The 20,625-nt window shown below is 59.5% G+C and carries 21 protein-coding genes; 4 read left to right on the forward strand and 17 right to left on the reverse strand.

What is annotated here, in order from left to right; translation table 11 throughout:
• The first annotated feature begins 136 nt into the window (after nt 1–136).
• Nucleotides 137–601 (forward strand): glycine zipper 2TM domain-containing protein, encoded by a 465-nt coding sequence (locus tag CEC48_RS19340; RefSeq protein WP_003189251.1) that lies wholly within the window; start codon nt 137–139, stop codon nt 599–601.
• Between the two features lie 74 nt (nt 602–675).
• Here CEC48_RS19340 and CEC48_RS19345 read toward each other — a convergent pair whose 3' ends face one another.
• The 3 genes from CEC48_RS19345 to nhaA form a co-directional block, all read right to left on the reverse strand.
• Nucleotides 676–906, reverse strand: a complete 231-nt coding sequence (locus CEC48_RS19345) for a hypothetical protein (RefSeq protein ID WP_088425199.1) — start codon at nt 904–906, stop codon at nt 676–678.
• The gene (locus CEC48_RS19350) at nt 903–2,117 is read right to left on the reverse strand and encodes an S-type pyocin domain-containing protein (RefSeq protein ID WP_088425200.1); all 1,215 of its coding nucleotides are present in this window, start codon (nt 2,115–2,117) and stop codon (nt 903–905) included. Before CEC48_RS19350 ends, CEC48_RS19345 begins: the two co-directional genes overlap by 4 nt.
• A 157-nt stretch (nt 2,118–2,274) precedes the next feature.
• Complete coding sequence (gene nhaA / locus CEC48_RS19355; protein WP_088425201.1) at nt 2,275–3,462, reverse strand: Na+/H+ antiporter NhaA; 1,188 nt, start codon at nt 3,460–3,462, stop codon at nt 2,275–2,277.
• 213 nt (nt 3,463–3,675) lie between these two features.
• Between nhaA and CEC48_RS19360 the strand changes: the two genes are divergently transcribed.
• Nucleotides 3,676–4,773: a PLP-dependent cysteine synthase family protein gene (locus CEC48_RS19360; protein WP_176438739.1), complete on the forward strand. Its 1,098-nt coding sequence runs from the start codon at nt 3,676–3,678 to the stop codon at nt 4,771–4,773.
• 133 nt (nt 4,774–4,906) lie between these two features.
• Here CEC48_RS19360 and CEC48_RS19365 read toward each other — a convergent pair whose 3' ends face one another.
• The 3 genes from CEC48_RS19365 to CEC48_RS19375 form a co-directional block, all read right to left on the reverse strand.
• On the reverse strand, nt 4,907–6,520 hold the full coding sequence (locus CEC48_RS19365; protein ID WP_088425203.1) for an NAD(P)/FAD-dependent oxidoreductase: 1,614 nt from the start codon (nt 6,518–6,520) through the stop codon (nt 4,907–4,909).
• Between the two features lie 107 nt (nt 6,521–6,627).
• Nucleotides 6,628–7,299 carry a COG3650 family protein gene (locus CEC48_RS19370; RefSeq protein WP_088425204.1) on the reverse strand — a complete coding sequence of 224 codons (672 nt, stop codon included), beginning with the start codon at nt 7,297–7,299 and terminating at the stop codon, nt 6,628–6,630.
• A gap of 74 nt (nt 7,300–7,373) precedes the next feature.
• Nucleotides 7,374–7,973, reverse strand: a complete 600-nt coding sequence (locus tag CEC48_RS19375; RefSeq protein ID WP_088425205.1) for a short chain dehydrogenase — start codon at nt 7,971–7,973, stop codon at nt 7,374–7,376.
• A 104-nt stretch (nt 7,974–8,077) separates the two neighbouring features.
• On the opposite strand from CEC48_RS19375, the gene CEC48_RS19380 reads away from it, so the two are divergent.
• Nucleotides 8,078–8,986 (forward strand): LysR family transcriptional regulator, encoded by a 909-nt coding sequence (locus CEC48_RS19380; protein ID WP_088425206.1) that lies wholly within the window; start codon nt 8,078–8,080, stop codon nt 8,984–8,986.
• On the opposite strand, the gene CEC48_RS19385 is transcribed toward CEC48_RS19380, so the two are convergent.
• The 10 genes from CEC48_RS19385 to CEC48_RS19425 all read right to left on the reverse strand — a co-directional run bounded on the left by CEC48_RS19385 (nt 8,983) and on the right by CEC48_RS19425 (nt 16,699).
• Nucleotides 8,983–9,468 carry a DoxX family protein gene (locus CEC48_RS19385; RefSeq protein WP_088425207.1) on the reverse strand — a complete coding sequence of 162 codons (486 nt, stop codon included), beginning with the start codon at nt 9,466–9,468 and terminating at the stop codon, nt 8,983–8,985. The two genes, CEC48_RS19380 and CEC48_RS19385, sit on opposite strands and share 4 nt — an antisense overlap.
• A complete protein-coding gene (locus tag CEC48_RS19390) occupies nt 9,465–10,241 on the reverse strand; it encodes a DUF2063 domain-containing protein (protein WP_088425208.1) in 777 nt (258 codons plus the stop codon). The genes CEC48_RS19385 and CEC48_RS19390 overlap by 4 nt, the downstream gene beginning before the upstream one ends.
• Nucleotides 10,238–11,113, reverse strand: a complete 876-nt coding sequence (locus tag CEC48_RS19395) for a DUF692 domain-containing protein (RefSeq protein ID WP_088425209.1) — start codon at nt 11,111–11,113, stop codon at nt 10,238–10,240. Before CEC48_RS19395 ends, CEC48_RS19390 begins: the two co-directional genes overlap by 4 nt.
• 26 nt (nt 11,114–11,139) lie before the next feature.
• Complete coding sequence (locus tag CEC48_RS19400) at nt 11,140–11,445, reverse strand: DUF2282 domain-containing protein (protein WP_088425210.1); 306 nt, start codon at nt 11,443–11,445, stop codon at nt 11,140–11,142.
• Between the two features lie 258 nt (nt 11,446–11,703).
• Nucleotides 11,704–12,405 (reverse strand): ABC transporter ATP-binding protein, encoded by a 702-nt coding sequence (locus CEC48_RS19405; RefSeq protein WP_003211664.1) that lies wholly within the window; start codon nt 12,403–12,405, stop codon nt 11,704–11,706.
• A gap of 1 nt (nt 12,406) precedes the next feature.
• A complete protein-coding gene (gene livG / locus CEC48_RS19410) occupies nt 12,407–13,174 on the reverse strand; it encodes a high-affinity branched-chain amino acid ABC transporter ATP-binding protein LivG (RefSeq protein WP_088425211.1) in 768 nt (255 codons plus the stop codon).
• Nucleotides 13,171–14,424 carry a high-affinity branched-chain amino acid ABC transporter permease LivM gene (locus CEC48_RS19415; RefSeq protein WP_088425212.1) on the reverse strand — a complete coding sequence of 418 codons (1,254 nt, stop codon included), beginning with the start codon at nt 14,422–14,424 and terminating at the stop codon, nt 13,171–13,173. Before CEC48_RS19415 ends, livG begins: the two co-directional genes overlap by 4 nt.
• Nucleotides 14,421–15,344, reverse strand: coding sequence for a high-affinity branched-chain amino acid ABC transporter permease LivH (gene livH, locus CEC48_RS19420; protein ID WP_088425213.1), 924 nt, complete (start codon nt 15,342–15,344; stop codon nt 14,421–14,423). Before livH ends, CEC48_RS19415 begins: the two co-directional genes overlap by 4 nt.
• The gene (locus CEC48_RS31170; protein ID WP_003211657.1) at nt 15,344–15,526 is read right to left on the reverse strand and encodes a hypothetical protein; all 183 of its coding nucleotides are present in this window, start codon (nt 15,524–15,526) and stop codon (nt 15,344–15,346) included. Before CEC48_RS31170 ends, livH begins: the two co-directional genes overlap by 1 nt.
• A gap of 45 nt (nt 15,527–15,571) precedes the next feature.
• Nucleotides 15,572–16,699 (reverse strand): branched-chain amino acid ABC transporter substrate-binding protein, encoded by a 1,128-nt coding sequence (locus CEC48_RS19425; protein ID WP_088425214.1) that lies wholly within the window; start codon nt 16,697–16,699, stop codon nt 15,572–15,574.
• Nucleotides 16,700–17,039: 340 nt separating this feature from the next.
• On the opposite strand from CEC48_RS19425, the gene CEC48_RS19430 reads away from it, so the two are divergent.
• Nucleotides 17,040–17,342, forward strand: a complete 303-nt coding sequence (locus tag CEC48_RS19430) for a DUF2288 domain-containing protein (RefSeq protein WP_088425215.1) — start codon at nt 17,040–17,042, stop codon at nt 17,340–17,342.
• A gap of 970 nt (nt 17,343–18,312) precedes the next feature.
• Here the strand turns inward: CEC48_RS19430 and CEC48_RS19435 are convergent.
• On the reverse strand, nt 18,313–20,490 hold the full coding sequence (locus CEC48_RS19435; RefSeq protein WP_023659116.1) for a hypothetical protein: 2,178 nt from the start codon (nt 20,488–20,490) through the stop codon (nt 18,313–18,315).
• Nucleotides 20,491–20,625: the final 135 nt, after the last annotated feature.

A 20,625-nucleotide genomic window follows, 5' to 3' on the forward strand; every position in this document is an offset into this window, starting at 1 on the left:
TTGCTACCGTTCGTCGAGTTTTTCGGCACAGTTACTCTGTACTAAGGCTGAATGAAAACAATTTTCTGCCCGGCATGCCGTGACAGGCGGCAAGCCACAGCGGTTTAATGGATACCTGTCCTTTGGAGTTGATGCTATGCGTAAGTCCGTTTTACTGGTTGCCTGCTTTACCACCCTGTCGCTGCTGCTGGGTGGCTGCGCCTCGAGTCTGACCGGCGACTCGTACTCCCGTGACGAAGCACGTCGTGTACAGACTGTTCGCATGGGCACCATCGAATCCCTGCGTCCGGTGAAAATCGAAGGCACCAAGACCCCAATTGGCGGCGCTGCTGGCGCAGTCATCGGCGGCGTTGGCGGCAGCGCCATTGGCGGCGGCCGTGGCAGCATCGTGACTGCCGTTATCGGCGCAGTCGCCGGCGGCCTGCTGGGCTCGGCCACTGAAGAAGGCCTGACCCGCACCCAAGGTGTTGAAATCACCGTTCGCGAAGACGACGGCAGCATGCGTGCCTACGTCCAGGCCGTTCAAGAGAACGAAATCTTCCGCATCGGTGATCGCGTTCGCATCATGACTGTGGATGGGACCAGCCGCGTTACTCGTTAAGGGTACGTTGCGGGAAAAGAAAAACCCCAACCGGGTGACTGGTTGGGGTTTTTTGTTGGGTGGCGTATGGCGGCTCACGCATTGCAGGTGAGTTGAAAGTAATAAAGTGGGTCACTGAGGGCTCTGCCCACCAAAGCTTCAATAGCTGAAAGCTGAACCGCAGTCAGATCGTAACCTTCCCATCCCTGTTGTTTTGTGGGCCATTGCATTATGGCTTCAAGCTCCTCTTCGCAGTCATGCGGCAGTTCGACTACGAACTCTTGCAAGTCAGTATTCTTATCAAATGCTTCCAACAAATACTTCATGGTTCGACTCTCCTTACTTTTTTCTTCTTTGTTTTTTTCTTGGAGGTGGGCTCTCCAGTAATGTGATCAAACTCACCCAGATGCCTGCCTCTGGCGTCATACATTTCGAGCGCGCCATGTTGGAGATCCCATTCAAGTATTAAACCCGCGGGCGTTTTCCACCTTTTTCTTAGTGCTCCCCCGCCTTTTACAGGAGTTTTGCGACCTGCGACTTTGGCGTCAGGGTACGCAGGAAGCAACGCTGGCGCCGAGTGGTAGTCATGGTCCCCCGGTCTAACGCTGACCACCACGTAGAGCGGCCGAACCCCCGAGTCCGCCGGAAACACCAGAATGAAATCCCTGTATTCCGGCGGGTAGATCGGGTCAACGATGATGCTGGCGGCCTTCTCGGTCGGCGGATACACCCAGATTTGCGGTGCCTGCGGCGCAGCTTCCAAAGCAGGGATACCAAGTGTGCCAGCCGGATCGATGGCAGGCGTCCAGATCAGCTCAATCCCGTCGCCCAAGTCCGCGACCTGATGTGTGCCTCGCAGCCCAAACTGCACGACATCGATCATTTCCCAGTCGCGATTTTTCCCTGTGTAGAAGGCGTATCCCTTGAGGGTGCCGTTAGCTAATTGCTCGACGTGCAGGCGAACCCGTGTGCGTGCTCGTGGCATTGAGCGCAGTTGACGGTCGCTGTAGAACGCGCTGTCGCCCAAGCTGGAGGGCCAGATAAGTGCTGCAATCCCAAGCATCAGGCCTGCTGCGACTGTTCCAGCACCGGCTGCGACGCTTGATGCCCCGCCGATCGCGGAACCGCCCAGTGCCAATGTTCCGAGCCCGGCCGGGAGGGCGCTGCCGCTGATCTTCTTGAGTGGCAGTAGCCCCTCACTGTCGGTTTCACGGCCACCAAGCAGCACGTGCTCGCCATAGTCCGCTATGCGATCAAGCGGTATGTAACCGGACGGATTGTTGTAGTCGATGAGGGCGTCCGGCAGATTACAGGACTTTGCGAATACGCAGCCGACCATGGGCAATGGCGTTGGCGGCGGCTCCACTTTGCGCCTGGCCTCGTAGCCTTCCTGGCGAGCAAGCATGGCTTCATATGCTTGCTGCCTGGCCTCACGCTCAGCCAACTCGCGCTCGTTCATGTTCTCGAGCCGTCGGTAGCCCCCCGTGCCGGTCCCGTAGCATCGCCAGACCTGAGGTATATCCTTGTTGCTTGCCATCGTGCCCTCCTGGCGTGTTGCATAACGACGTCCGGTGTTGGAGCCGGGAGCACGACGTTATTGCAAGCAGCGAAGGGTGGATGTAGGACGGTTCTGTGAGATGGCGCCGAATGGGCCGAGAGGAGGTTGGAGCCGGCAGCCCGGCTCCAAAAAGCGATTACGCCTGAACGAGCGCCTGCTTGCGACTGGCCATCGCCGTCACCGCATACCCGATCAACGCCGCCAGTATCGAACCGGTCAGGATGCCCATCCGGTCCATACCCGCGTATTCACTGCTGCCCGGCAAAAACGCCAGGGAGCCGACAAACAGGCTCATGGTGAAGCCGATGCCGCACAGGATCGCCACGCCCAACACCTGGCCCCAGTTGGCGCCTTGGGGCAGCACGGCAAGGCCGGTTTTTATCGCGACCCAGGTGAAGCCCAGCACGCCCACGGTCTTGCCCAGCAGCAGGCCGGCGGCGATGCCCAATGGCACATGGTGGGTGAAGCTTTCCAGGTTGACGCCGGCCAGCGAGACGCCGGCATTGGCAAAGGCAAACAGCGGCAGGATCGCGTAGGCCACCCAGGGATGCAGCGCGTGCTCGAGGGTCAGCAGCGGCGAAGGCTCGGCATTTTTGGTGCGCAGCGGTATGCAGAACGCCAAGGTCACCCCGGCCAGGGTGGCATGCACGCCACTCTTGAGCACGCAGACCCACAGGATCAGCCCCACAATCATGTAAGGCCCCAGCTTGACGACGCCGAGCCGGTTCATCGCAATCAAGGCGATCAGGCACGCCGCCGCACCGGCCAATGAGGCCCCGGACAGATCAGTGGAGTAGAAAATAGCGATAACGATGATCGCGCCAAGGTCGTCGATGATGGCCAGGGTCATCAGGAACAACTTCAGCGACACTGGTACGCGCTTGCCCAACAGGGCCAAGACGCCCAGGGCGAAGGCAATGTCGGTGGCCATGGGAATCGCCCAGCCACCGAGCGCGGCCGGGTTGTCCTTGTTCAGGGCCCAGTAGATCAGCGCCGGCACGACCATACCGCCGATGGCGGCCGCGCCGGGTAGCACCACTTGCGAGGGCTTGGACAGTTGGCCATCGAGCACTTCGCGTTTGACCTCAAGGCCGATCAGCAGGAAGAACAGGGCCATCAGGCCATCGTTGATCCACAGCAGCGCCGGCTTGGCGATTTTCAGCGCGCCAATTTGTGCGACCACCGGGACGTCGAGAAAACTCGCGTAAAAGTGCGACAGCGGTGAGTTGTTGATGATCAGCGCCAAAGCGGCGGCAGCGATCAGGAGCAGACCGCTGGCGGCTTCCAGCTGGAAAAAACGGGTGAAAGTGCTACGCAGAGGCAAGGGATGCTCTCCAATCAAGGTTCAATAGGTGGGTACCCTAACCCGTACCGTTAGTTGTTAAAACAAAAGTTATATTCTTATTTGTTATAAGGGCTCGGCCTGATCACTTGCCCGCCAAACCCCGAAAATTGTGTGTCCAATTGAGTCATGACTGTATCTGTGTGGAGTGTAGGAAACATCCTAAGATCAAGTCTGAAATCCTTAGAGAAACCGATCATGAGCGACAACCGCCAATGGGCCCGGGAAGCCATTCGTATTATTGAAGCGGACTTCCAGCGCAGCGCCGACACCCACCTGATTCCCTTGCCGTTGCCGGGTTTGCCGGGTATCGAGTTGTATTTCAAGGATGAGTCCAGCCATCCCACCGGTAGCCTGAAACACCGGTTGGCGCGTTCTTTGTTCCTCTATGCGTTGTGCAATGGCTGGCTCAAGCCCGGTGCTCCGGTAATCGAGGCGTCCAGCGGCTCCACGGCGATTTCCGAGGCGTACTTCGCCCGGCTGCTGGGCTTGCCGTTTATTGCAGTGATGCCGGCCACCACCTCCCAGGAGAAAATTGCGCAGATCGCGTTTTACGGTGGCAAGAGCCATCTGGTACAGGATCCGACGCAGATCTACGCCGAATCCGAGCGTCTGGCCCAAGAAAGCGGCGGCCATTTCATGGATCAGTTCACCTACGCCGAACGCGCCACCGACTGGCGCGCCAACAACAACATCGCCGAATCGATCTTCCAGCAACTGCGCTTTGAGCGTTACCCGGAGCCGAGCTGGCTGATTTCCAGCCCTGGCACAGGCGGCACCACGGCGACGTTGGGGCGTTATGTGCGTTATCGCCAGCATTGCACTCGGGTGTTGTGCGCGGATGCGGAGCGTTCGGTGTTTTTCGACTATTACCTGAGCGGCGATGCCAGCCTACGGCTGGAGTGTGGTTCGCGTATCGAGGGCATTGGCCGGCCACGGGTTGAGGCGTCGTTCTTGCCCAAGGTGATTGACGCGATGGTCAAGGTGCCGGATGCGCTGTCCCTGGCGGCCATGCATTACCTGGCCCAGCGGTTGGGGCGGCGAGTGGGCGGTTCCAGCGGCACCAACCTGATCGGTGCGTTGATTGCGGCGCAGCAGATGAAAGCAGCGGGGGAGTCGGGTTCGATTGTGGCGATCTTGTGCGATGGTGGTGAGCGCTATGCCACGACCTATTACGATCAGGCCTGGCTGGCAGGGCAGGGGTATGAATTGGACGGTTTGATTGCGGCCGTTGCGGCCAGTGTTGAGCAGGGCGAGGCGCTGCCTGACAGCGTGTTGCGCGCCAATATCTAAACACCGCAGAACCTGTGTGGGAGCGGGCTTGCTCGCGAATGCAACCTGTCAGTTAATACAGCTGGCACTGAAAGACCGCTTTCGCGAGCAAGCCCGCTCCCACACTTGATCTATTGCGTTTTCGTTGCAGTGTTTAGGCCCCCAGGCCCAACATATCCCGCGCCAACGCCTCGGCAATCCGAATCCCGTCGACACCCGCCGACAAGATCCCACCGGCATAACCGGCACCTTCGCCCGCCGGGAAAAGGCCTTTCACGTTCAGGCTCTGCATCGACTCGTTACGGGTAATCCGCAGCGGAGATGACGTGCGGGTCTCGATCCCGGTCAAAACCGCGTCGTGCAGCGAATAGCCCTTGATCTGTTTCTCGAACGCCGGCAGTGCTTCGCGGATGGCTTCGATGGCAAAGTCCGGCAACGCCAGCGCCAGGTCGCCCAAGGCCACACCGGGTTTGTAGGACGGTTCCACAGTGCCGACGGCGGTGGACGGCTTGCCGGCGATGAAATCACCTACCAGTTGCGCCGGTGCTTCGTAGTTGCTGCCGCCGAGGATGAACGCATGGGATTCCAGGCGCTCCTGCAACTCGATCCCGGCCAGCGGGCCGCCCGGGTAATCCACTTCCGGGGTGATGCCCACCACGATTCCGGAGTTGGCATTGCGCTCGTTGCGCGAGTACTGGCTCATGCCGTTGGTCACCACGCGGTTCAGCTCCGACGTCGCCGCTACCACGGTGCCGCCCGGGCACATGCAGAAGCTGTAGACCGAACGACCGTTCTTGGCGTGGTGCACCAGCTTGTAATCGGCCGCGCCGAGTTTCGGGTGCCCGGCGTACTTGCCCAGGCGCGCGGCGTCGATCAGCGATTGCGGGTGTTCGATACGGAAACCCACCGAGAACGGCTTGGCTTCCATGTACACGCCACGGCCATGCAGCATGCGGAAGGTGTCACGGGCGCTGTGGCCGAGGGCCAGGATCACGTGCCTGGACAGGATCTGCTCGCCGCCATCCACCACCACGCCATTCAACTGGCCGTCTTCGATCAGCACATCGGTCACACGCTGCTCAAAGCGCACTTCACCACCCAGGGCGATGATCTGCTGGCGCATGTTTTCCACAACGCCCGTCAGGCGGAACGTACCGATGTGCGGCTTGCTGACGTAGAGGATTTCGTCCGGCGCGCCGGCCTTGACGAACTCGTGCAGCACCTTGCGACCGTGGAATTTCGGGTCCTTGATCTGGCTGTAGAGCTTGCCGTCGGAGAAGGTTCCGGCGCCGCCTTCACCAAACTGCACGTTGGATTCGGGGTTCAGCACGTTTTTGCGCCACAGGCCCCAGGTGTCCTTGGTGCGCTGGCGCACTTCGCGGCCGCGTTCGAGGATGATCGGCTTGAAGCCCATCTGGGCCAGCAGCAGCCCGGCGAAGATCCCGCACGGGCCAAAACCGACGACGATCGGCCGCTCGGTCAGGCCTTCCGGCGCATGGCCCACGACCTTGTAGCTGATGTCCGGTGCCGGGTTGACGTTGCGGTCGTCGGCGAACTTGAGCAGCAGGGCCGCCTCGTCTTTGACTTGCAGGTCGATGGTGTAGATGAAGCACAGCTCCGACGACTTTTTGCGGGCGTCGTAGCTGCGTTTGAACAGGGTGAAATCGAGCAGGTCATCACTGGCGATGCCCAGGCGCTGCACGATGGCAGGCCGCAGGTCTTCTTCGGGATGGTCGATGGGCAGCTTGAGTTCGGTGATTCGTAACATGACAGGAATCCGGTAGGCGGCGGGCAAAGAGGCCGGCTGTTTTGCAAACCGGCGATTATAAGCCCCAACAGCGGTTTTCCGTCATGTTAAAACAGCGCAGCGCGCAATCAGTCGTCCCGCGAACCGCCGAACGACGCGCAGCCGCGCTGCACCTGGCCGTTCACTCGAAGCTCGGCAGACATGTGTTGCAGGCTGCCGCTGGCGCTGTCGACACAACGTTGCGGGGCTACCCACAGTTCGATGTGCTGGTTATTGGCTTCGGTCATCAGGTTGAACCGTCCGTCGCCGGATTGCTCTTCCACATAAGGCACGGCCAACGGCGGCTGGCCTTCGCGTTCCAGCACCATGCCCTTGGCGGTGACGTTCATCGCCCAGGCCGGCTTGTGGCCGTTGGCCCGCAGGATCATGCGCTTGAAGTCCGGATCATCGCAGGCCGAGGTCGAGCGCTCGACGCGATACACCTGCTGCAGGTCGACCGTGCCCTGGGTGCCGCTGGCGACGCCGGAGAACTTGCCACGCACGTCGGCAAACAGCGCCCCTTGCTGGCCGGCCAAGGAGGCGGCTTCCTGCAGGATGCTGGTGCCACCGGTGTCGTTGACCGCGTAGTTGCGTTTGTCGTTGCAGGGCTGGAACAGCAGTTTGTCACCCTGCGCCGTCAGCTCACCCTGCATACGGGTCAGCCCGGTGAGAGAGGGCTTGGCCGGCTCGTTGTCGAACATCTGGCAGGCGGTGAACAGGGGCAATAGGGCAAACAAAGCTAGGGTACGGGCGGCACGCATTATCGGGTCTCCTGATAAGTGCCGCCACGTTACGCAGGCTGGCGGTGCATCACAAGCCCGGGACACAGGTTGAATTAACCAACGATAAACGTCTGCCCCGTCTGCAAGCCTTCCACGCTTTTCGCGTAGGCCAACGCCACCTCTGCACCCGGAGCCGGTTTGTACCCACGGAAGTACGGCGCGTAACTGCCCATGGCTTCCAGCAGCACGGTAGGGCTGACCGAGTTGATGCGCAGGCCGCGCGGCAGCTCGATCGCTGCGGCCTTCACGAACGCATCCAGCGCGCCGTTGACCAGGGCTGCCGAAGCACCGGTGCGAATTGGATCACGGTTGAGAATGCCGCTGGTGAAGGTGAATGACGCACCGTCATTGGCGAACTCACGGCCGATCAATAGCAGGTTGACCTGGCCCATCAGCTTGTCTTGCAGGCCCAGGTCGAAGTCGGTTGTGCTCATCTCGCCCAGCGGCACGAAGTTGACGCTGCCGGCGGCGCAGACCAGTGCGTCGAACTTTCCGGTTTGTTCGAACAGTTTGCGGATCGAGGCGCTGTCGCTGATGTCGACCTGAAAGTCGCCGCTCTTGCGACCGATGCTGATCACTTCATGACGTTGGGACAGTTCTGCCTTGACCGCCGAACCCACGGTGCCGCTTGCGCCAATCAACAGGATTTTCATCGTGCCTTCCTCCAGATGTGTAGGTGAGGTTTCAGTCTAGAGTGATTTTTTGCGCGGATAAGTGCACTAATAGGCAACCTTTGGTTTTCAATTGGAAACAATCCATGAGCGAAATGGATGACCTGGCGGCGTTTGCGGTGTTGATCGAAGCCGGCAGTTTTACCCTGGCAGCCCAGCAACTGGGCTGCAGCAAGGGCCAGCTGTCCAAACGTATCAGCCAACTGGAAGCCCAGTTTTCGGTGGTGCTGTTGCATCGAACCACTCGCCGTTTGAGCCTGACGGCGGCGGGGGCGGCGCTGTTGCCGCAGGCCCAGGCGTTGGTGGTCCAGGTGGAGCGGGCGCGTCAGGCATTGGCCAGGCTCAAGGACGACTTGGTCGGCCCTGTGCGTATGACGGTTCCGGTGTCCCTGGGCGAAACCTTCTTCGATGGTCTGTTGCTGGAGTTTTCCCGGGAGTACCCGCAGGTGCAGATCGAACTGGAACTCAACAACCACTATCGAGACCTGGCCCGCGACGGCTTTGACCTGGCGGTGCGTTCGGAAGTCGCCAACGATGAGCGACTGGTGGCCAAGCCGTTGCTGGCCTGGCACGAGATGACCTGCGCCAGCCCGGCTTATCTGGAACAGCATGGCGAGCCGCTGACCCCGGCCGAACTGGTGGGCCACAACTGCCTGCTGAACAGCCACTACAGCGGTCGTGAAGAGTGGCTGTATCACCAGCAACATGAGCTGCTGCGGGTTCGCGTATCCGGGACCTTTGCCTCCAACCACTACAACTTGTTGAAGAAGGCGGCGCTGGTGGGCGCGGGCATCGCACGTTTGCCCTCCTACGTGCTGCATACGGAATTGGCCGACGGTCGACTGCGCTGGCTCCTGCGTGATTATCAGACCCGCAGCATGCCGATGTACCTGGTCCATCCGTATCAGGGCGGCCTGCCACGGCGCACCCAGGTACTGGCGGATTACCTGGTGGGCTGGTTCAAGCGCAGCGGCGAGGCGCTGGATCGCCTTTAGCGGTAGCGCCGTGCAATCAGGTGATCAATCGAGAAACAGCCCGGCCCCTTGGCCATCAACAGCAACAGCAGCGCGATCCAGGTGCCGTGGGTCGGGTAGGCGTCCGGGTACACAAAGAGTTGGATGGTTAGCGTCATGCCCAGCAACGCCAGCGCCGAGAACCGCGTGGCAAATCCCACCAGTATCAGCACCGGGAAGAAGTGCTCGGCGAATGCGGCCATATGCGCCGCCACTTCCGCTGACAGCAGCGGCACGTGATATTCGCTGCGAAACAGCGGCAGCGTGGACGGCGCCAAGTGTGGCCAGCCTAGCTGGAAGGTGCCTCCGATCAAGTCCACGGCGAAGCCTTCGACCTTGGTCTGGCCGGACTTCCAGAACACCGCCGCAATTGAGAAACGTGCGACAAAGGCGATCAGGCTGTAGGGGATTTTCTCGAAGAGTTGGATGATCCGCTGGATCAGGCCGGGGGCGGTGGTGTTCATGGCGATACCTTTTGTTCTGTGTGCAAGTGGGTGATGGCGCCGTGGCCGATCAGCAGGGCCAGGCATTGGTGCAGGTCAAATTCGGCGGCGGCATCGAGGGCGTAAGCGACGGCCATCTCCAGCGACCAGCCGTTGTTCAGGCTGTTGATAAACGCCACCGAGCCGCTGTCGATGCGAAACACCTGCACGTCCAGGCCGTTGCGCAGCACCAGCGCGCTTTGGGCATGGAAAGGGTCGAGGGTGGCGAGGGATTCGTCCGTCTGGTGTGCAGCCCATAGCGCCACCACGGCGTAGGCCGAGTTCAGCGTGGCAAGTGATGGATGCAGTTGCAGGCGCAGTTCGCCCAGGTCCGACTGTTGTTGCAGGGCGGCGATGAGCGCCTGCTGATCCAGCGGCATCGCGTCTGCCGCGTGATAGGCCCTGACCCGCAGCCGCTCCAGGCGCGCCATGTCAGCCAGGTACGGCACGCTGGCGGCGGGGGCGAAGCCTTCGATAAAGTCGGCCAGGTCGCCGCCGTACTCATTGATCAACGGGCTTGTCGGCGGAAAATCCTGGACATACAAACCGGCCATCGCCCGAAAAAACTCATCGCCCACCAGCTGCAGGGTGACCGGGTAACCGGTGGCCAGGGCGTTGATCAGCGAGCTGTGAACATTGTTGCGATACACCGCAAAACGGCTGGCGGGATCGGCGCCATTGCGGCTGAACAAGCCCTGCGGGCAACTCGCTTCTGGCGACAGCAGGGCGCGGGTAAAGACGTCCTGGCGGCTCATGCACGCACCTCCAGCAGAAACCGTTCGGCCTGGTGCGCTTCGGCGTGCAGCACGCTGAATGCCGGCACCTGGTTATCGCGCTCGATCAGCGTGGCGACCGGCCCGGTGCGCGTCAGCACGTGCTGATAGAGCTGCCACACTGCGTTGTCGATCGGCGCGCCGTGATCATCAATCAGCAAACGATCACCGAGGCTGTCGGTGTCTTCGGCAAACCCTGCCAGATGGATCTCGCCGACGGCGTGCAGCGGCAAGGCATCAATGTATTTCAGCGGGTCTTGCTGATGGTTGATGCACGACACATACACATTGTTGACGTCCAGCAGCAGCCCGCAGCCGGTGCGGCGGATCACCTCGTTGATGAAGTCAGTTTCCTCCAGGGTGGAGCACTGGAATTGCAGGTAGGTCGACGGATTCTCCAGCAGCATTGGCCGTTGAAGACGGGTTTGCACCTGGTCGATGTGTTCGCACACCCGCCTCAGGGTTTCATCGTCATACGCCAGCGGCAGCAAATCATTGAGAAACACCGGGCCGTGGCTGGACCAGGCCAGGTGTTCGGAAAAGGAGTGGGGTTGATAGCGTTCGATCAGCTTCGCGAGGCGCGTAAGGTGCTCGCTGTTCAGCGGACTTTCGCCGCCGATGGACAGGCCCACGCCGTGCAACGACAGCGGGTACTGTTCGCGGATCAAGCCCAGGTAGTGATGGAAAGGTCCGCCGGCCACCATAAAGTTTTCGGCGTGGACTTCGAAAAAACCGATGTCGGGGGCAGTCTCGAGCACTTCACGCAAGTGCTCGTTCTTGAGTCCCAGCCCGGCCCGATGTGGGAGGCCGGGCGCCTGAGCCTGGGAGATGGAGTGGGTGCATGAGAGCGTCATCGTCAGTACTCAGGCTGTGCAGGGTTTCAGGACTTGGCGGTGAAGGCTGCTTCCTGGCCGAAACCCGTTGGCGAGGTGGCGCTTGGGGTTTTCAGGCAGGTGCCGGCCGGGACCAGTTTCCAGGCGTTGGCTTGATCCTTGACCTTCGAGGTGCCGGCGCAGGAAGTGCCAGCGCCTGCAGCGCAATCGTTCTTGCCGGCTTCGGCCACACCGAAGCATTTCTGCATGTCATCGGCAGCGTGGGCAGTGGTGGTCAGGGCGGACAGGCTCAGGGCCGAACCCAGGGCCAGGATGAGGGTGGCGGCGGACAGCGAACGGGTTTTGGTAGTCATGGTGTATCTCCAGCAGTGGGTTGAGTTGGCAAGCGTAGTTGCCTGCTTACACCACTAGAGAAAGGGGGAAGGGATTCGTTACAAACCCGGCGAAAATAATTTCAGGTTTCGCTGAATTCTTTGGTTCACACAAAACAAATGTGGGAGTGGGCTTGCTCGCGAAGGCTGTGGGTCAGTCACCAAGTAAGTTGGCTGATCCACCGCCTTCGCGAGCAAGCCCGCTCCCACAAAAGCCCGCTCATATTAACCAGATGGGCGTTAGCCGCCCAAGTAGGCCTCACGCACTTTCGGATCGGTCAGCAGTTGTTCGCCGCTGCCCTGCATCACCACCCGGCCGTTTTCCAGCACATAGGCACGGTCGGCGATCTTCAGCGCCTGGTTGGCGTTTTGCTCCACCAGGAACACCGTCACACCGTCCTTGCGCAGCTGTTCGATGATATCGAAGATCTGCTGGATGATGATCGGCGCCAGGCCCAGTGACGGTTCGTCCAGCAGCAGCAGCTTGGGCTTGCTCATCAGCGCGCGGCCGATGGCGAGCATTTGCTGTTCGCCGCCCGACATGGTGCCGCCGCGCTGGCTGAAGCGTTCCTTGAGCCGCGGGAACAGGTGCAACACCTTGTCCATCTGCTCCTGGTAATCGCCCTTGTCGGTAAAGAACCCGCCCATGGCGAGGTTCTCTTCCACGGTCAGGCGGGCAAACACCCGACGGCCTTCCGGAACCACGGCAATGCTCTTGCGCATGATCTCGGAGGAGGCCTGGCCCACCAGCTCCTCACCCATGTAGCGGATGCTGCCGCTGTGAGCCTGGGGCGAACCGCACAGGGTCATCAGCAGTGTGGATTTACCGGCACCGTTGGCGCCGATCAGGGTAACGATTTCGCCTTGGCGCACTTCGACGTTGACGCTGTGCAGCGCCTGGATCTTGCCGTAGAAAGTGGAAACGTTTTCGAATTGCAGCATTTTACGCTTCCCCCAAATAGGCTTTGATCACGGCCGGGTTGTCGCGGATCTGCTCCGGCGTACCGTCGGCCAGTGGCGTGCCCTGGTTGATCACAACGATATGGTCGGAAATGCTCATGACCAGTTTCATGTCGTGTTCGATCAGCAGTACGGTGGCGTTGTTTTCTTCACGCAGCACACTGATCAGCGCCTTGAGGTCTTCGGTTTCCCTTGGGTTCAGGCCGGCGGCCGGTTCGTCGAGCATGAGGATCCGCGGGCGGGTCATCATGCAGCGGGCGATTTCCAGGCGACGTTGCTGACCGTAGGCCAGGGTGCCGGCAGGGCGGTTGGCAAACTCGGTGAGGTTGACCTTGTCCAGCCAGTACTCGGCGTATTCCATGGCCTCGCGCTCGCTCTTGCGGAACGACGGGGTCTGGAACAGGCCTGCAAAGAAGTTGGTGTTCAGGTGACGATGCTGGGCGATCAACAGGTTCTCGACCGCCGTCATGTCCTTGAACAACCGCACGTTCTGGAACGTGCGCACCACGCCCTTGCGGGCAATCTCGTGACCGGCCAGGCCCTGGATCGGCTGGCCGTCCAGCAGGATCGTACCGCCAGCCGGCTTGTAGAAGCCGGTCAGGCAGTTGAACACCGTGGTCTTGCCGGCACCGTTGGGGCCGATCAAGGCCACGACTTGTTTCTCTTGCACGGTCAGGGCCACGCCGTTGACCGCCAGTAAACCGCCGAAGCGCATGCTCAAGTTTTCGACTTTCAGGATCTCGCGGCTCATTTGCGCAGCTCCATGTGTGGACGTTGCATGGGCAGCAGGCCTTGAGGACGCCAGATCATCATCAGCACCATCATGGCGCCGAACATCAACATGCGGTATTCGCTGAACTCACGCATCATTTCCGGCAGCAGGATCATCACGATCGCCGCGAGAATCACACCCAGTTGCGAGCCCATGCCACCCAGTACCACGATGGCGAGGATGATTGCCGACTCGATGAAGGTGAACGACTCCGGGGTCACCAAACCTTGGCGAGCGGCGAAGAAGCTGCCAGCGAAACCGGCGAATGTCGCCCCAAGGGTGAATGCCGAAAGTTTGATAACTGTCGGGTTCATGCCTAACGCACGGCAGGCGATTTCATCTTCGCGCAACGCTTCCCACGCGCGTCCGATCGGCATGCGCAGCAGGCGGTTGATCACGAACAGTGCGGCCAGTGCCAGCAACAGCGCCACCAGGTACAGGAACACCACCTTGCTGATCGGGTTGTAATCCAGCCCGAAGTACTCGTGGAAGGTTTGCATGCCTTCTGCGGCAGTACGGTCGAACGACAGCCCGAAGAACGTCGGCTTGGGAATGCTGCTGATGCCGTTGGGGCCGCCGGTGATGTCCGTCAGGTTACGCAGGAACAGACGGATGATTTCACCGAAGCCCAGGGTCACGATCGCCAGGTAGTCACCCCGCAGGCGCAACACCGGGAAGCCCAGCAGGAAGCCGAAGGTGGCCGCCATCAGGCCGGCGAGCGGCAGGCAGACCCAGAAGCTCCAGCCCAGGTAGTGCGACAGCAACGCATAGGTGTAGGCACCCACGGCGTAGAAGCCCACGTAACCCAGGTCGAGCAGTCCGGCCAGGCCCACCACGATGTTCAGGCCCAGGCCCAGCAACACGTAGATCAGGATCAGGGTGGCGATGTCCACCGCACCACGGGAACCGAAGAACGGCCAGATCAACGCGGCCACGATCAAGCCAATGATGATGTAGCGCTGGGTGCGCGGCAGGGTCAGGAACTGGCTGACCTTGGGCGAAACCAGCGGGCCACGGTTGGACTTGAGGAGTGCACCGACCTGCTGGGTGAACAACACGCGCAGGAACATCAGCACCGAGCACAGGGCGATGATGGTCAATGTCACGGGACCGGTGCCATGCACTTCAAGGTTGATCCCGACAATGCTCAGCTTGAGCCCGAGTACCGGAAAGGCCACGGCCCAGACCAGCAAGGCGCTGAAAAACGCCGATTTAAGATATCTGCTCATACTTTCTCAACCTCCGGACGGCCCAGAATGCCGGTCGGCCGGAACAACAGCACCAGAACCAATAGACCGAATGCCACCACGTCCTTGTACTGGTCGCCGAACACATCGGCGCCAAAGGCTTCAGCCACACCCAGCACCAGCCCGCCGAGCATCGCGCCCGGAATACTGCCGATGCCGCCCAATACCGCTGCGGTGAAGGCCTTGAGGCCCACCAGGAAACCGGCGTTGGGGTTGATCACGCCATACTGCATGCTCAGCAACACGGCGGCGACAGCCGCCAGTGCGGCACCAATGACGAAGGTCAGGGCGATGATGTTGTTGGTGTTGATGCCCAACAGGTTGGCCATCTTGATGTCTTCGGCGCAAGCCCGGCAGGCGCGCCCCAGACGGGAGCGGGAGATGAACAGGGTCAGGCCCAGCATGGCCACCAGGGTGACGACGAAGACCAGGATCTGCATGTAGGAAATCAGCACTTCTTGTGCGCCGCCTGGGCCGAAGGAGATGCTCCCCGGGATCAGGTTGGGAATGGATTTGTCCTTGGAATCCTGGGACAGCAATACGGTGTTCTGCAGGAAAATCGACATGCCGATCGCAGAGATCAGCGGGATCAAGCGGTTGCTGCCACGCAAGGGGCGGTACGCAACGCGTTCGATGCTGTAGCCATAGGCACTGGTTACAACGATGGACGCCAGGAACGCAGCGGTCATCAACAGCGGCAGGGAGTGGATACCCAGCATGGCCAGCCCGGCAAGGGCGATGAAGGCCACGTAGGAGCCAATCATGTACACCTCGCCATGGGCGAAGTTAATCATTCCAATGATGCCGTAAACCATTGTGTAGCCAATGGCTATCAAGGCATAGGTGCTGCCAACGGTCATGCCGTTAACCAGCGTTTGGAAAAAATGATAGATCTCAGGCATTACAGCGCTCCTAAAAACCCGATACGCATTTCACTGGTGGAGTCAATTTCCGGCTCGGTGCCCTGTTCTGTGATCAGGTTGCACAAAGCGTTTGCCAGCGAACCGCTGGTGACGGTTTTAAGATTTTCAGGTGAGCCAGCGCCCGGATCGCGGGTGACAGGCCCATAAACCTCGTAAAACAAAGCCCACTGCTTGCACAGTGGGCTTGTTGACCAGTAACGCCTGGCTTACTGAGGGGAAACTTCGGTTTTTGGTTTGCCGAAGTGCCATTCGTAGACCACGAACTTGAAGTCCTTCAGGTCGCCCTTGGCGTCGAAGCTCAGCTCGCCAGTTGGGGTCTTGAAGGTACCGGCGTGGATGGCAGCAGCCACTTTGGCGGTGTCTTCGCTTTTCGCGGCAGTGATGCCACCGGCGATCACTTCAACAGCCGAGTAGGCCGGGAACACGAACGGACCGGTTGGGTCCTGCTTGTTCTTGGTGAACTCTTCAACGATTGCCTTGTTGGCAGGATCGGTGTCGAACGACTTCGGCAGGGTGACCAGCAGGCCTTCGGAAGCGCCCTGGGCGATTTGCGAGATGGAATCGTTGCCGACGCCTTCTGGGCCCATGAACTTGGCGTTCACGCCTTTTTCCTTGGCTTGGCGCAGGATCAGGCCGAGTTCAGGGTGGTAGCCGCCGTAGTAGACGAAATCGACGTTGGCTTGCTTGAGCTTCTGGATGAGCGAGCCGAAGTCTTTGTCGCCAGCGTTGATGCCTTCGAAGAGGGCAACTTTCACGCCTTTCTTCTCGAGGGTCTGTTTAACGGCGGTGGCGATGCCTTCACCGTACTGCTGTTTGTCGTGAATAACGGCAACGACTTTCGGCTTCACGTGGTCGGCGATGTAGTTGCCAGCCGCAGGGCCTTGAGCGCTGTCCAGGCCGATGGTGCGGAAGATCAGCTTGTAGCCACGGGCGGTGATTTCCGGGCTGGTGGCAGCCGGTGTGATCATGATCACGCCTTCGTCTTCGTAGATGTCGGACGCTGGCTGAGTGGAGCTGGAGCAGAGGTGACCGACTACAAACTTGACGCCGTCGTTGACCACTTTGTTGGCTACGGCCACGGCTTGTTTTGGATCACAAGCGTCGTCGTATTCTTTGGCTTCGAGCATTTTGCCATCGACGCCGCCTTTGGCGTTGATGTCGGCGATAGCCTGCTTGGCGCCCATGAACTGCATGTCGCCGTACTGGGTCACAGGGCCGGTTTTAGGGCCGGCAATACCGATCTTGATGGTATCAGCTGCGAACGAATGGCTGGCAACCCCGGCCAGGACCATAGCGGCAAACAGTTTGGAAATCTGCTTAGTAGCCTTATTCATAGTGCTCCACTCTTACTGTTGTATTTTTTATAGTTCTAGCGGCCTTGTGAGCTGCAGAACCGGATCAGATATCTCGGATATCCCCCGGCAGCGGCCTGGCAACTGTACCGGTACAGTGTAGAGCGCCGGTTGAGCGCTTGAAAAGCTGGCTGCTGGGGGCAAAACCCGGGTATGTCGCTTAAATGAAAGAAAAAGACAGAATTGCGGCGGGGTGATGCCAGAGTTTCGGGCAATCCTTGGCTTTCCTGACACTTTCGTTCGGTACTTCATTTGCAACTGGGTTTTTCTGCCTGGGGCTCGACGGTATGATTGCGCCGATTTTTTCTTCAGGTGAACTCCCATGACGCAAGAACCTAGCACCCTCTATGCCAAGCTGCTTGGTGAAACCGCCGAAATTTCCTGGAAGGAGCTGGAGCCATTCTTTGCCAAGGGTGCCCTATTGTGGGTCGACGCTGGGCTGGATTTGATCGAGGCCGCCGAGGGCATGGCGGAGGATAACCGTGAGAAAGTCGCTGCCTGGCTGGCTTCGGGGAGTCTTGGCGAGGTGTCTGCGACGCGGGCATTGGACCTGGTTGAGCGCGATCCTGCGCTTTGGGCGGTGGTGGTTTCGCCCTGGATTTTGATCCAGGAAAGGGCAGTGTAGGAAATGCCTGAGCGAAAATGGTGCGTGAATTTTCCGGGTTTAAGTGTGTAGCGGGGTAACTGGTTTCGCCGTGATGGCATGTTGCCGTAGAGAAAGGTCACAGGCGGGGGTTACGTGCGCGTCATGGGAACAGTTTTGTTCGCGCCTGAATGCGGGGGGAATTGTTTCTGGGTGTGAGTTTTTTGAGTACATATCTGTTATTTAGGTAACGGCTACTTAGGGTTCTGCTCTTACAGCGGGTCACTTTTGGCAAACGCCCGGAATGCCGGCCCAGCCAAAAGTAACCAAAAGGTCTTTGCCCCACCACTCGGTGCCTCGCTTAGGCTCGGCATGCCGGAACGAAGGCACCGCGAAGCGGGTCGCCGCGACGGCCCGTCCCTGGCCCGTCGCGGGTAAATCGGCATCCTTGCCGATTTACCCGCTCCAGCGTGCCTACTTGCGGCCATCGTGGTTGACGGGGCCCGCAGATCAAAATCAAAAGCAGAGCTGCTTTTATGTGGGAGCGGGCTTGCTCGCGAAAAACCTGAGGGCGCCGCGTTCATTCAGGACGCCAGCGTCATCGTTAACGACCTTCGCGAGCAAGCCCGCTCCCACATTTTTGGACCGCGTTCGCTTTTGCTTTTGCTTTTGATCTACACCACTCAAGCCGGCCGGTAGGCCGCTGTGCTCTTGCTTTTGATCTTGATCTTAGGCGCCCCGTTAAACCACGCTGGCCGAACGCAGGTAGTACGGAGCGGGTAAACCGGCAGGACGCCGGTTTAGCCGCGACGGGGCAGGGACGCCCCGTCGCGGCGGCCCGCGTAGTAATACCGGAGCTGAGGGCACACCGAGCCTAAGCGAGGTGCCGAGTGGTGGGGCAAGAGCCTTTTGGTTACTTTTGGGCTCCTTTCAAAAGTGACCCGCTGTAAGAGCGGAACCCATATCAAAAATCACCCAGAAAACGGATATACACCCCACCCAAGAACCAAGCCTACGCAGTCTTCCCGGTATGGTTATTCAGCGAAATAACCTTGGTCTTCCCAATCCGGTGACGATAAATCTCACGCAGATACTTGATCGCCTTCTTCACACAATCCCGCGACAGCCGAATATCGTTGATCGACACAAACTTGTCCTTGTCGTTGATCAACTCACGATACTTCTTCTCATACATCGGTTTGATCGCATACCAGTTGGTATCCAGAATCTTCGCCGGGTTCTCAAACTCATTGAGCAGCTCATCAATCCGGTCCTCATCAAAATCCTCATGGATGATGAAATCCAGAATCGAATTATCCAGCGTGTCATCAAACCGATACGGATTGCGCGCAAAGCAGCGCTTGATAAACGCCACGATCAACGTCAAAAAGTCATCCGACAGGCACGGACTTTTAGCGATCAATGTAGTCAGCGACAAGTTGGCCGACGCCCCGATCACCAACGCATAACGCTTGAGCGTGGTGTTGGGGAACAGACTGTTGAGGTGCGTCTTGAGCCGATTCAGGTCCATATAGGACAGCTTGTAATCCTTGGGCAACGACACAATCGACACCACCGACGAGCAGTTCTTGAAGAAGTGCAAGTCATGCAGCGCCGCCGCGTCATACCCCGAATTCTTGTACTGCTCCAGGGACGCCTTGTAGCGCTTGGATTCAATCGGCAACAGGCTGATGCCCTCGATCGCCTGGGTTACCTTGTTGAAGTGCGGCAGATCAATGGAGCGGAAAAACAGGTCATCAATATTCAGCCGCTGCGGCTCTTTTTCGAACACCTTGAACTTGTCGCTAGAAGGCGCCGGGGTTTCCGGTACCACCGACTCGGCGTAAGCAATCGCCACCGGCCCCGCCAGGCTCATGAACAGGTCGTTGGCGTCCAGGCGAATGGTCTCGCCAATGTCGATCCCGGCCCGACGGAAATAGTTCTGGTCGTAGTCGGTCGTAACCGCCTGGGCCGTCAGAATGTTGAAGATCTGCTGCGAGATGTACTGGTTGGCGTGTTTTTCCATGGCATTGACATCAATGTTCTGGATGTTGCCGTCATCGCTTTCTTCGGCATACCGCATGATGTCGTTGGAGATCAGCATCATCGCGTTCCACGGCCGGATGCGGCCTTTCACGCTGGCTTCGCTGCTGTCTTCATTGTCGAAGTTGTACGAGAAGTCCCATTCTTCCGACAGGTATTTGCACAACAGCCGCCCGGCGTTGATGTGCAGCGCCTCGGACATTTCGCTGCGGTGATCGGAGATGTTCGGCAGCACGCAAATGCCGCTGGTGAAGATCGGCTCGAACACAAAGGCGTGGCCGCTCTTGCTGTCGTGCTCGTCGGCGGGCTTGGTGTCGAACGTCTTGTTCATGTACGAGTGCTGCTGCGCCAGGCCGAACTCCGAGGCCATGCCCGAACCGGTACCGCCGCCGGCGCTGAAGATCGAGAAGTACAGGCGCGACTGGTTGGCCTTGATGCCGCAGGAGTCGATCAGGTACGAGTGGATCATCTTCCAGTCGGGGCTGGAAAAGCGCTGGGTGTCTTTGTTGAGGATGATCTTGGCCAGGTACTGGCCGAGGATCGGCGCGTTACCGGCGCCGCCGGCATGGACTTCCGAGAGGTCCATGATTTTCATCTTGCTGTAGTCCCGCAGGAAACCGCTTTTCTCACCCTTGCGTGAGAAGCGGATGCGCCCGGCGATGTCCTTGTCCAGGTCGCCCAGCATCACCAGCGGCTCTACCAGGAATACCGGCTTGGTACCTTTGTTCGAACCCAAGCGCAGGTTGTTGCGAATCCACTGGGCCGGGCGATAGCCCTTGTCGGTGGATTTGTCTTCATTGCTGAATTCGTTGAGGTAGAACTTGCGGGCGTTGTACACCAGCTCTGCCACATCCAGGGCAATGTTCGAACCACAGCGACCCAGGCCGATCAGGCACACCGAGGGAAATTCCTGCTCGTTGCGCAGTTCTCCGTCGACTTCCAGGTGCGGTGCACGCGGGAACACCATGTCGCGCAGGCCGTCGAGGTTATCGAGGATGCGGTCGGTGTTGGTCTCGGTGAAGTACAGGTACTGCTGGGTGGCTAGCGGGCGGGCGGTGCTCAATGACTTTGAACCTGAGGGTTTTTCTGCAGGGGCTGTCAGCAACACGTCGGATACCGCGGTGGCAGAGTTATTTTTAGAAGTCATTGTGCGCCATGTGCCTGGACGGATGGCTGAAGATGTATCAAATAGCCATCACGGAATGAGAGATCGCGACTTTACAGTGCGTCCTGGTCCTGGGCGATAGGGTTTAACCCTAGTGGTTCAAGGGGAAATCCTGGC

Origin of the sequence: Pseudomonas sp. K2I15, assembly GCF_002204795.1 — a bacterium.
Lineage (GTDB): Bacteria > Pseudomonadota > Gammaproteobacteria > Pseudomonadales > Pseudomonadaceae > Aquipseudomonas.

What these genes read in the sequence shown, in the direction of transcription:
- CEC48_RS19340 (WP_003189251.1), top strand. Translation starts at nt 137, where the DNA reads ATGCGTAAGTCCGTTTTACTGGTTGCCTGCTTTACCACCCTGTCGCTG.
- CEC48_RS19345 (WP_088425199.1), bottom strand. Translation starts at nt 906, where the DNA reads ATGAAGTATTTGTTGGAAGCATTTGATAAGAATACTGACTTGCAAGAG.
- CEC48_RS19350 (WP_088425200.1), bottom strand. Translation starts at nt 2,117, where the DNA reads ATGGCAAGCAACAAGGATATACCTCAGGTCTGGCGATGCTACGGGACC.
- CEC48_RS19365 (WP_088425203.1), bottom strand. Translation starts at nt 6,520, where the DNA reads ATGTTACGAATCACCGAACTCAAGCTGCCCATCGACCATCCCGAAGAA.
- CEC48_RS19370 (WP_088425204.1), bottom strand. Translation starts at nt 7,299, where the DNA reads ATGCGTGCCGCCCGTACCCTAGCTTTGTTTGCCCTATTGCCCCTGTTC.
- CEC48_RS19375 (WP_088425205.1), bottom strand. Translation starts at nt 7,973, where the DNA reads ATGAAAATCCTGTTGATTGGCGCAAGCGGCACCGTGGGTTCGGCGGTC.
- CEC48_RS19380 (WP_088425206.1), top strand. Translation starts at nt 8,078, where the DNA reads ATGAGCGAAATGGATGACCTGGCGGCGTTTGCGGTGTTGATCGAAGCC.
- CEC48_RS19385 (WP_088425207.1), bottom strand. Translation starts at nt 9,468, where the DNA reads ATGAACACCACCGCCCCCGGCCTGATCCAGCGGATCATCCAACTCTTC.
- CEC48_RS19390 (WP_088425208.1), bottom strand. Translation starts at nt 10,241, where the DNA reads ATGAGCCGCCAGGACGTCTTTACCCGCGCCCTGCTGTCGCCAGAAGCG.
- CEC48_RS19395 (WP_088425209.1), bottom strand. Translation starts at nt 11,113, where the DNA reads ATGACGCTCTCATGCACCCACTCCATCTCCCAGGCTCAGGCGCCCGGC.
- CEC48_RS19400 (WP_088425210.1), bottom strand. Translation starts at nt 11,445, where the DNA reads ATGACTACCAAAACCCGTTCGCTGTCCGCCGCCACCCTCATCCTGGCC.
- CEC48_RS19405 (WP_003211664.1), bottom strand. Translation starts at nt 12,405, where the DNA reads ATGCTGCAATTCGAAAACGTTTCCACTTTCTACGGCAAGATCCAGGCG.
- livG (WP_088425211.1), bottom strand. Translation starts at nt 13,174, where the DNA reads ATGAGCCGCGAGATCCTGAAAGTCGAAAACTTGAGCATGCGCTTCGGC.
- CEC48_RS19415 (WP_088425212.1), bottom strand. Translation starts at nt 14,424, where the DNA reads ATGAGCAGATATCTTAAATCGGCGTTTTTCAGCGCCTTGCTGGTCTGG.
- livH (WP_088425213.1), bottom strand. Translation starts at nt 15,344, where the DNA reads ATGCCTGAGATCTATCATTTTTTCCAAACGCTGGTTAACGGCATGACC.
- CEC48_RS19425 (WP_088425214.1), bottom strand. Translation starts at nt 16,699, where the DNA reads ATGAATAAGGCTACTAAGCAGATTTCCAAACTGTTTGCCGCTATGGTC.
- CEC48_RS19430 (WP_088425215.1), top strand. Translation starts at nt 17,040, where the DNA reads ATGACGCAAGAACCTAGCACCCTCTATGCCAAGCTGCTTGGTGAAACC.
- CEC48_RS19435 (WP_023659116.1), bottom strand. Translation starts at nt 20,490, where the DNA reads ATGACTTCTAAAAATAACTCTGCCACCGCGGTATCCGACGTGTTGCTG.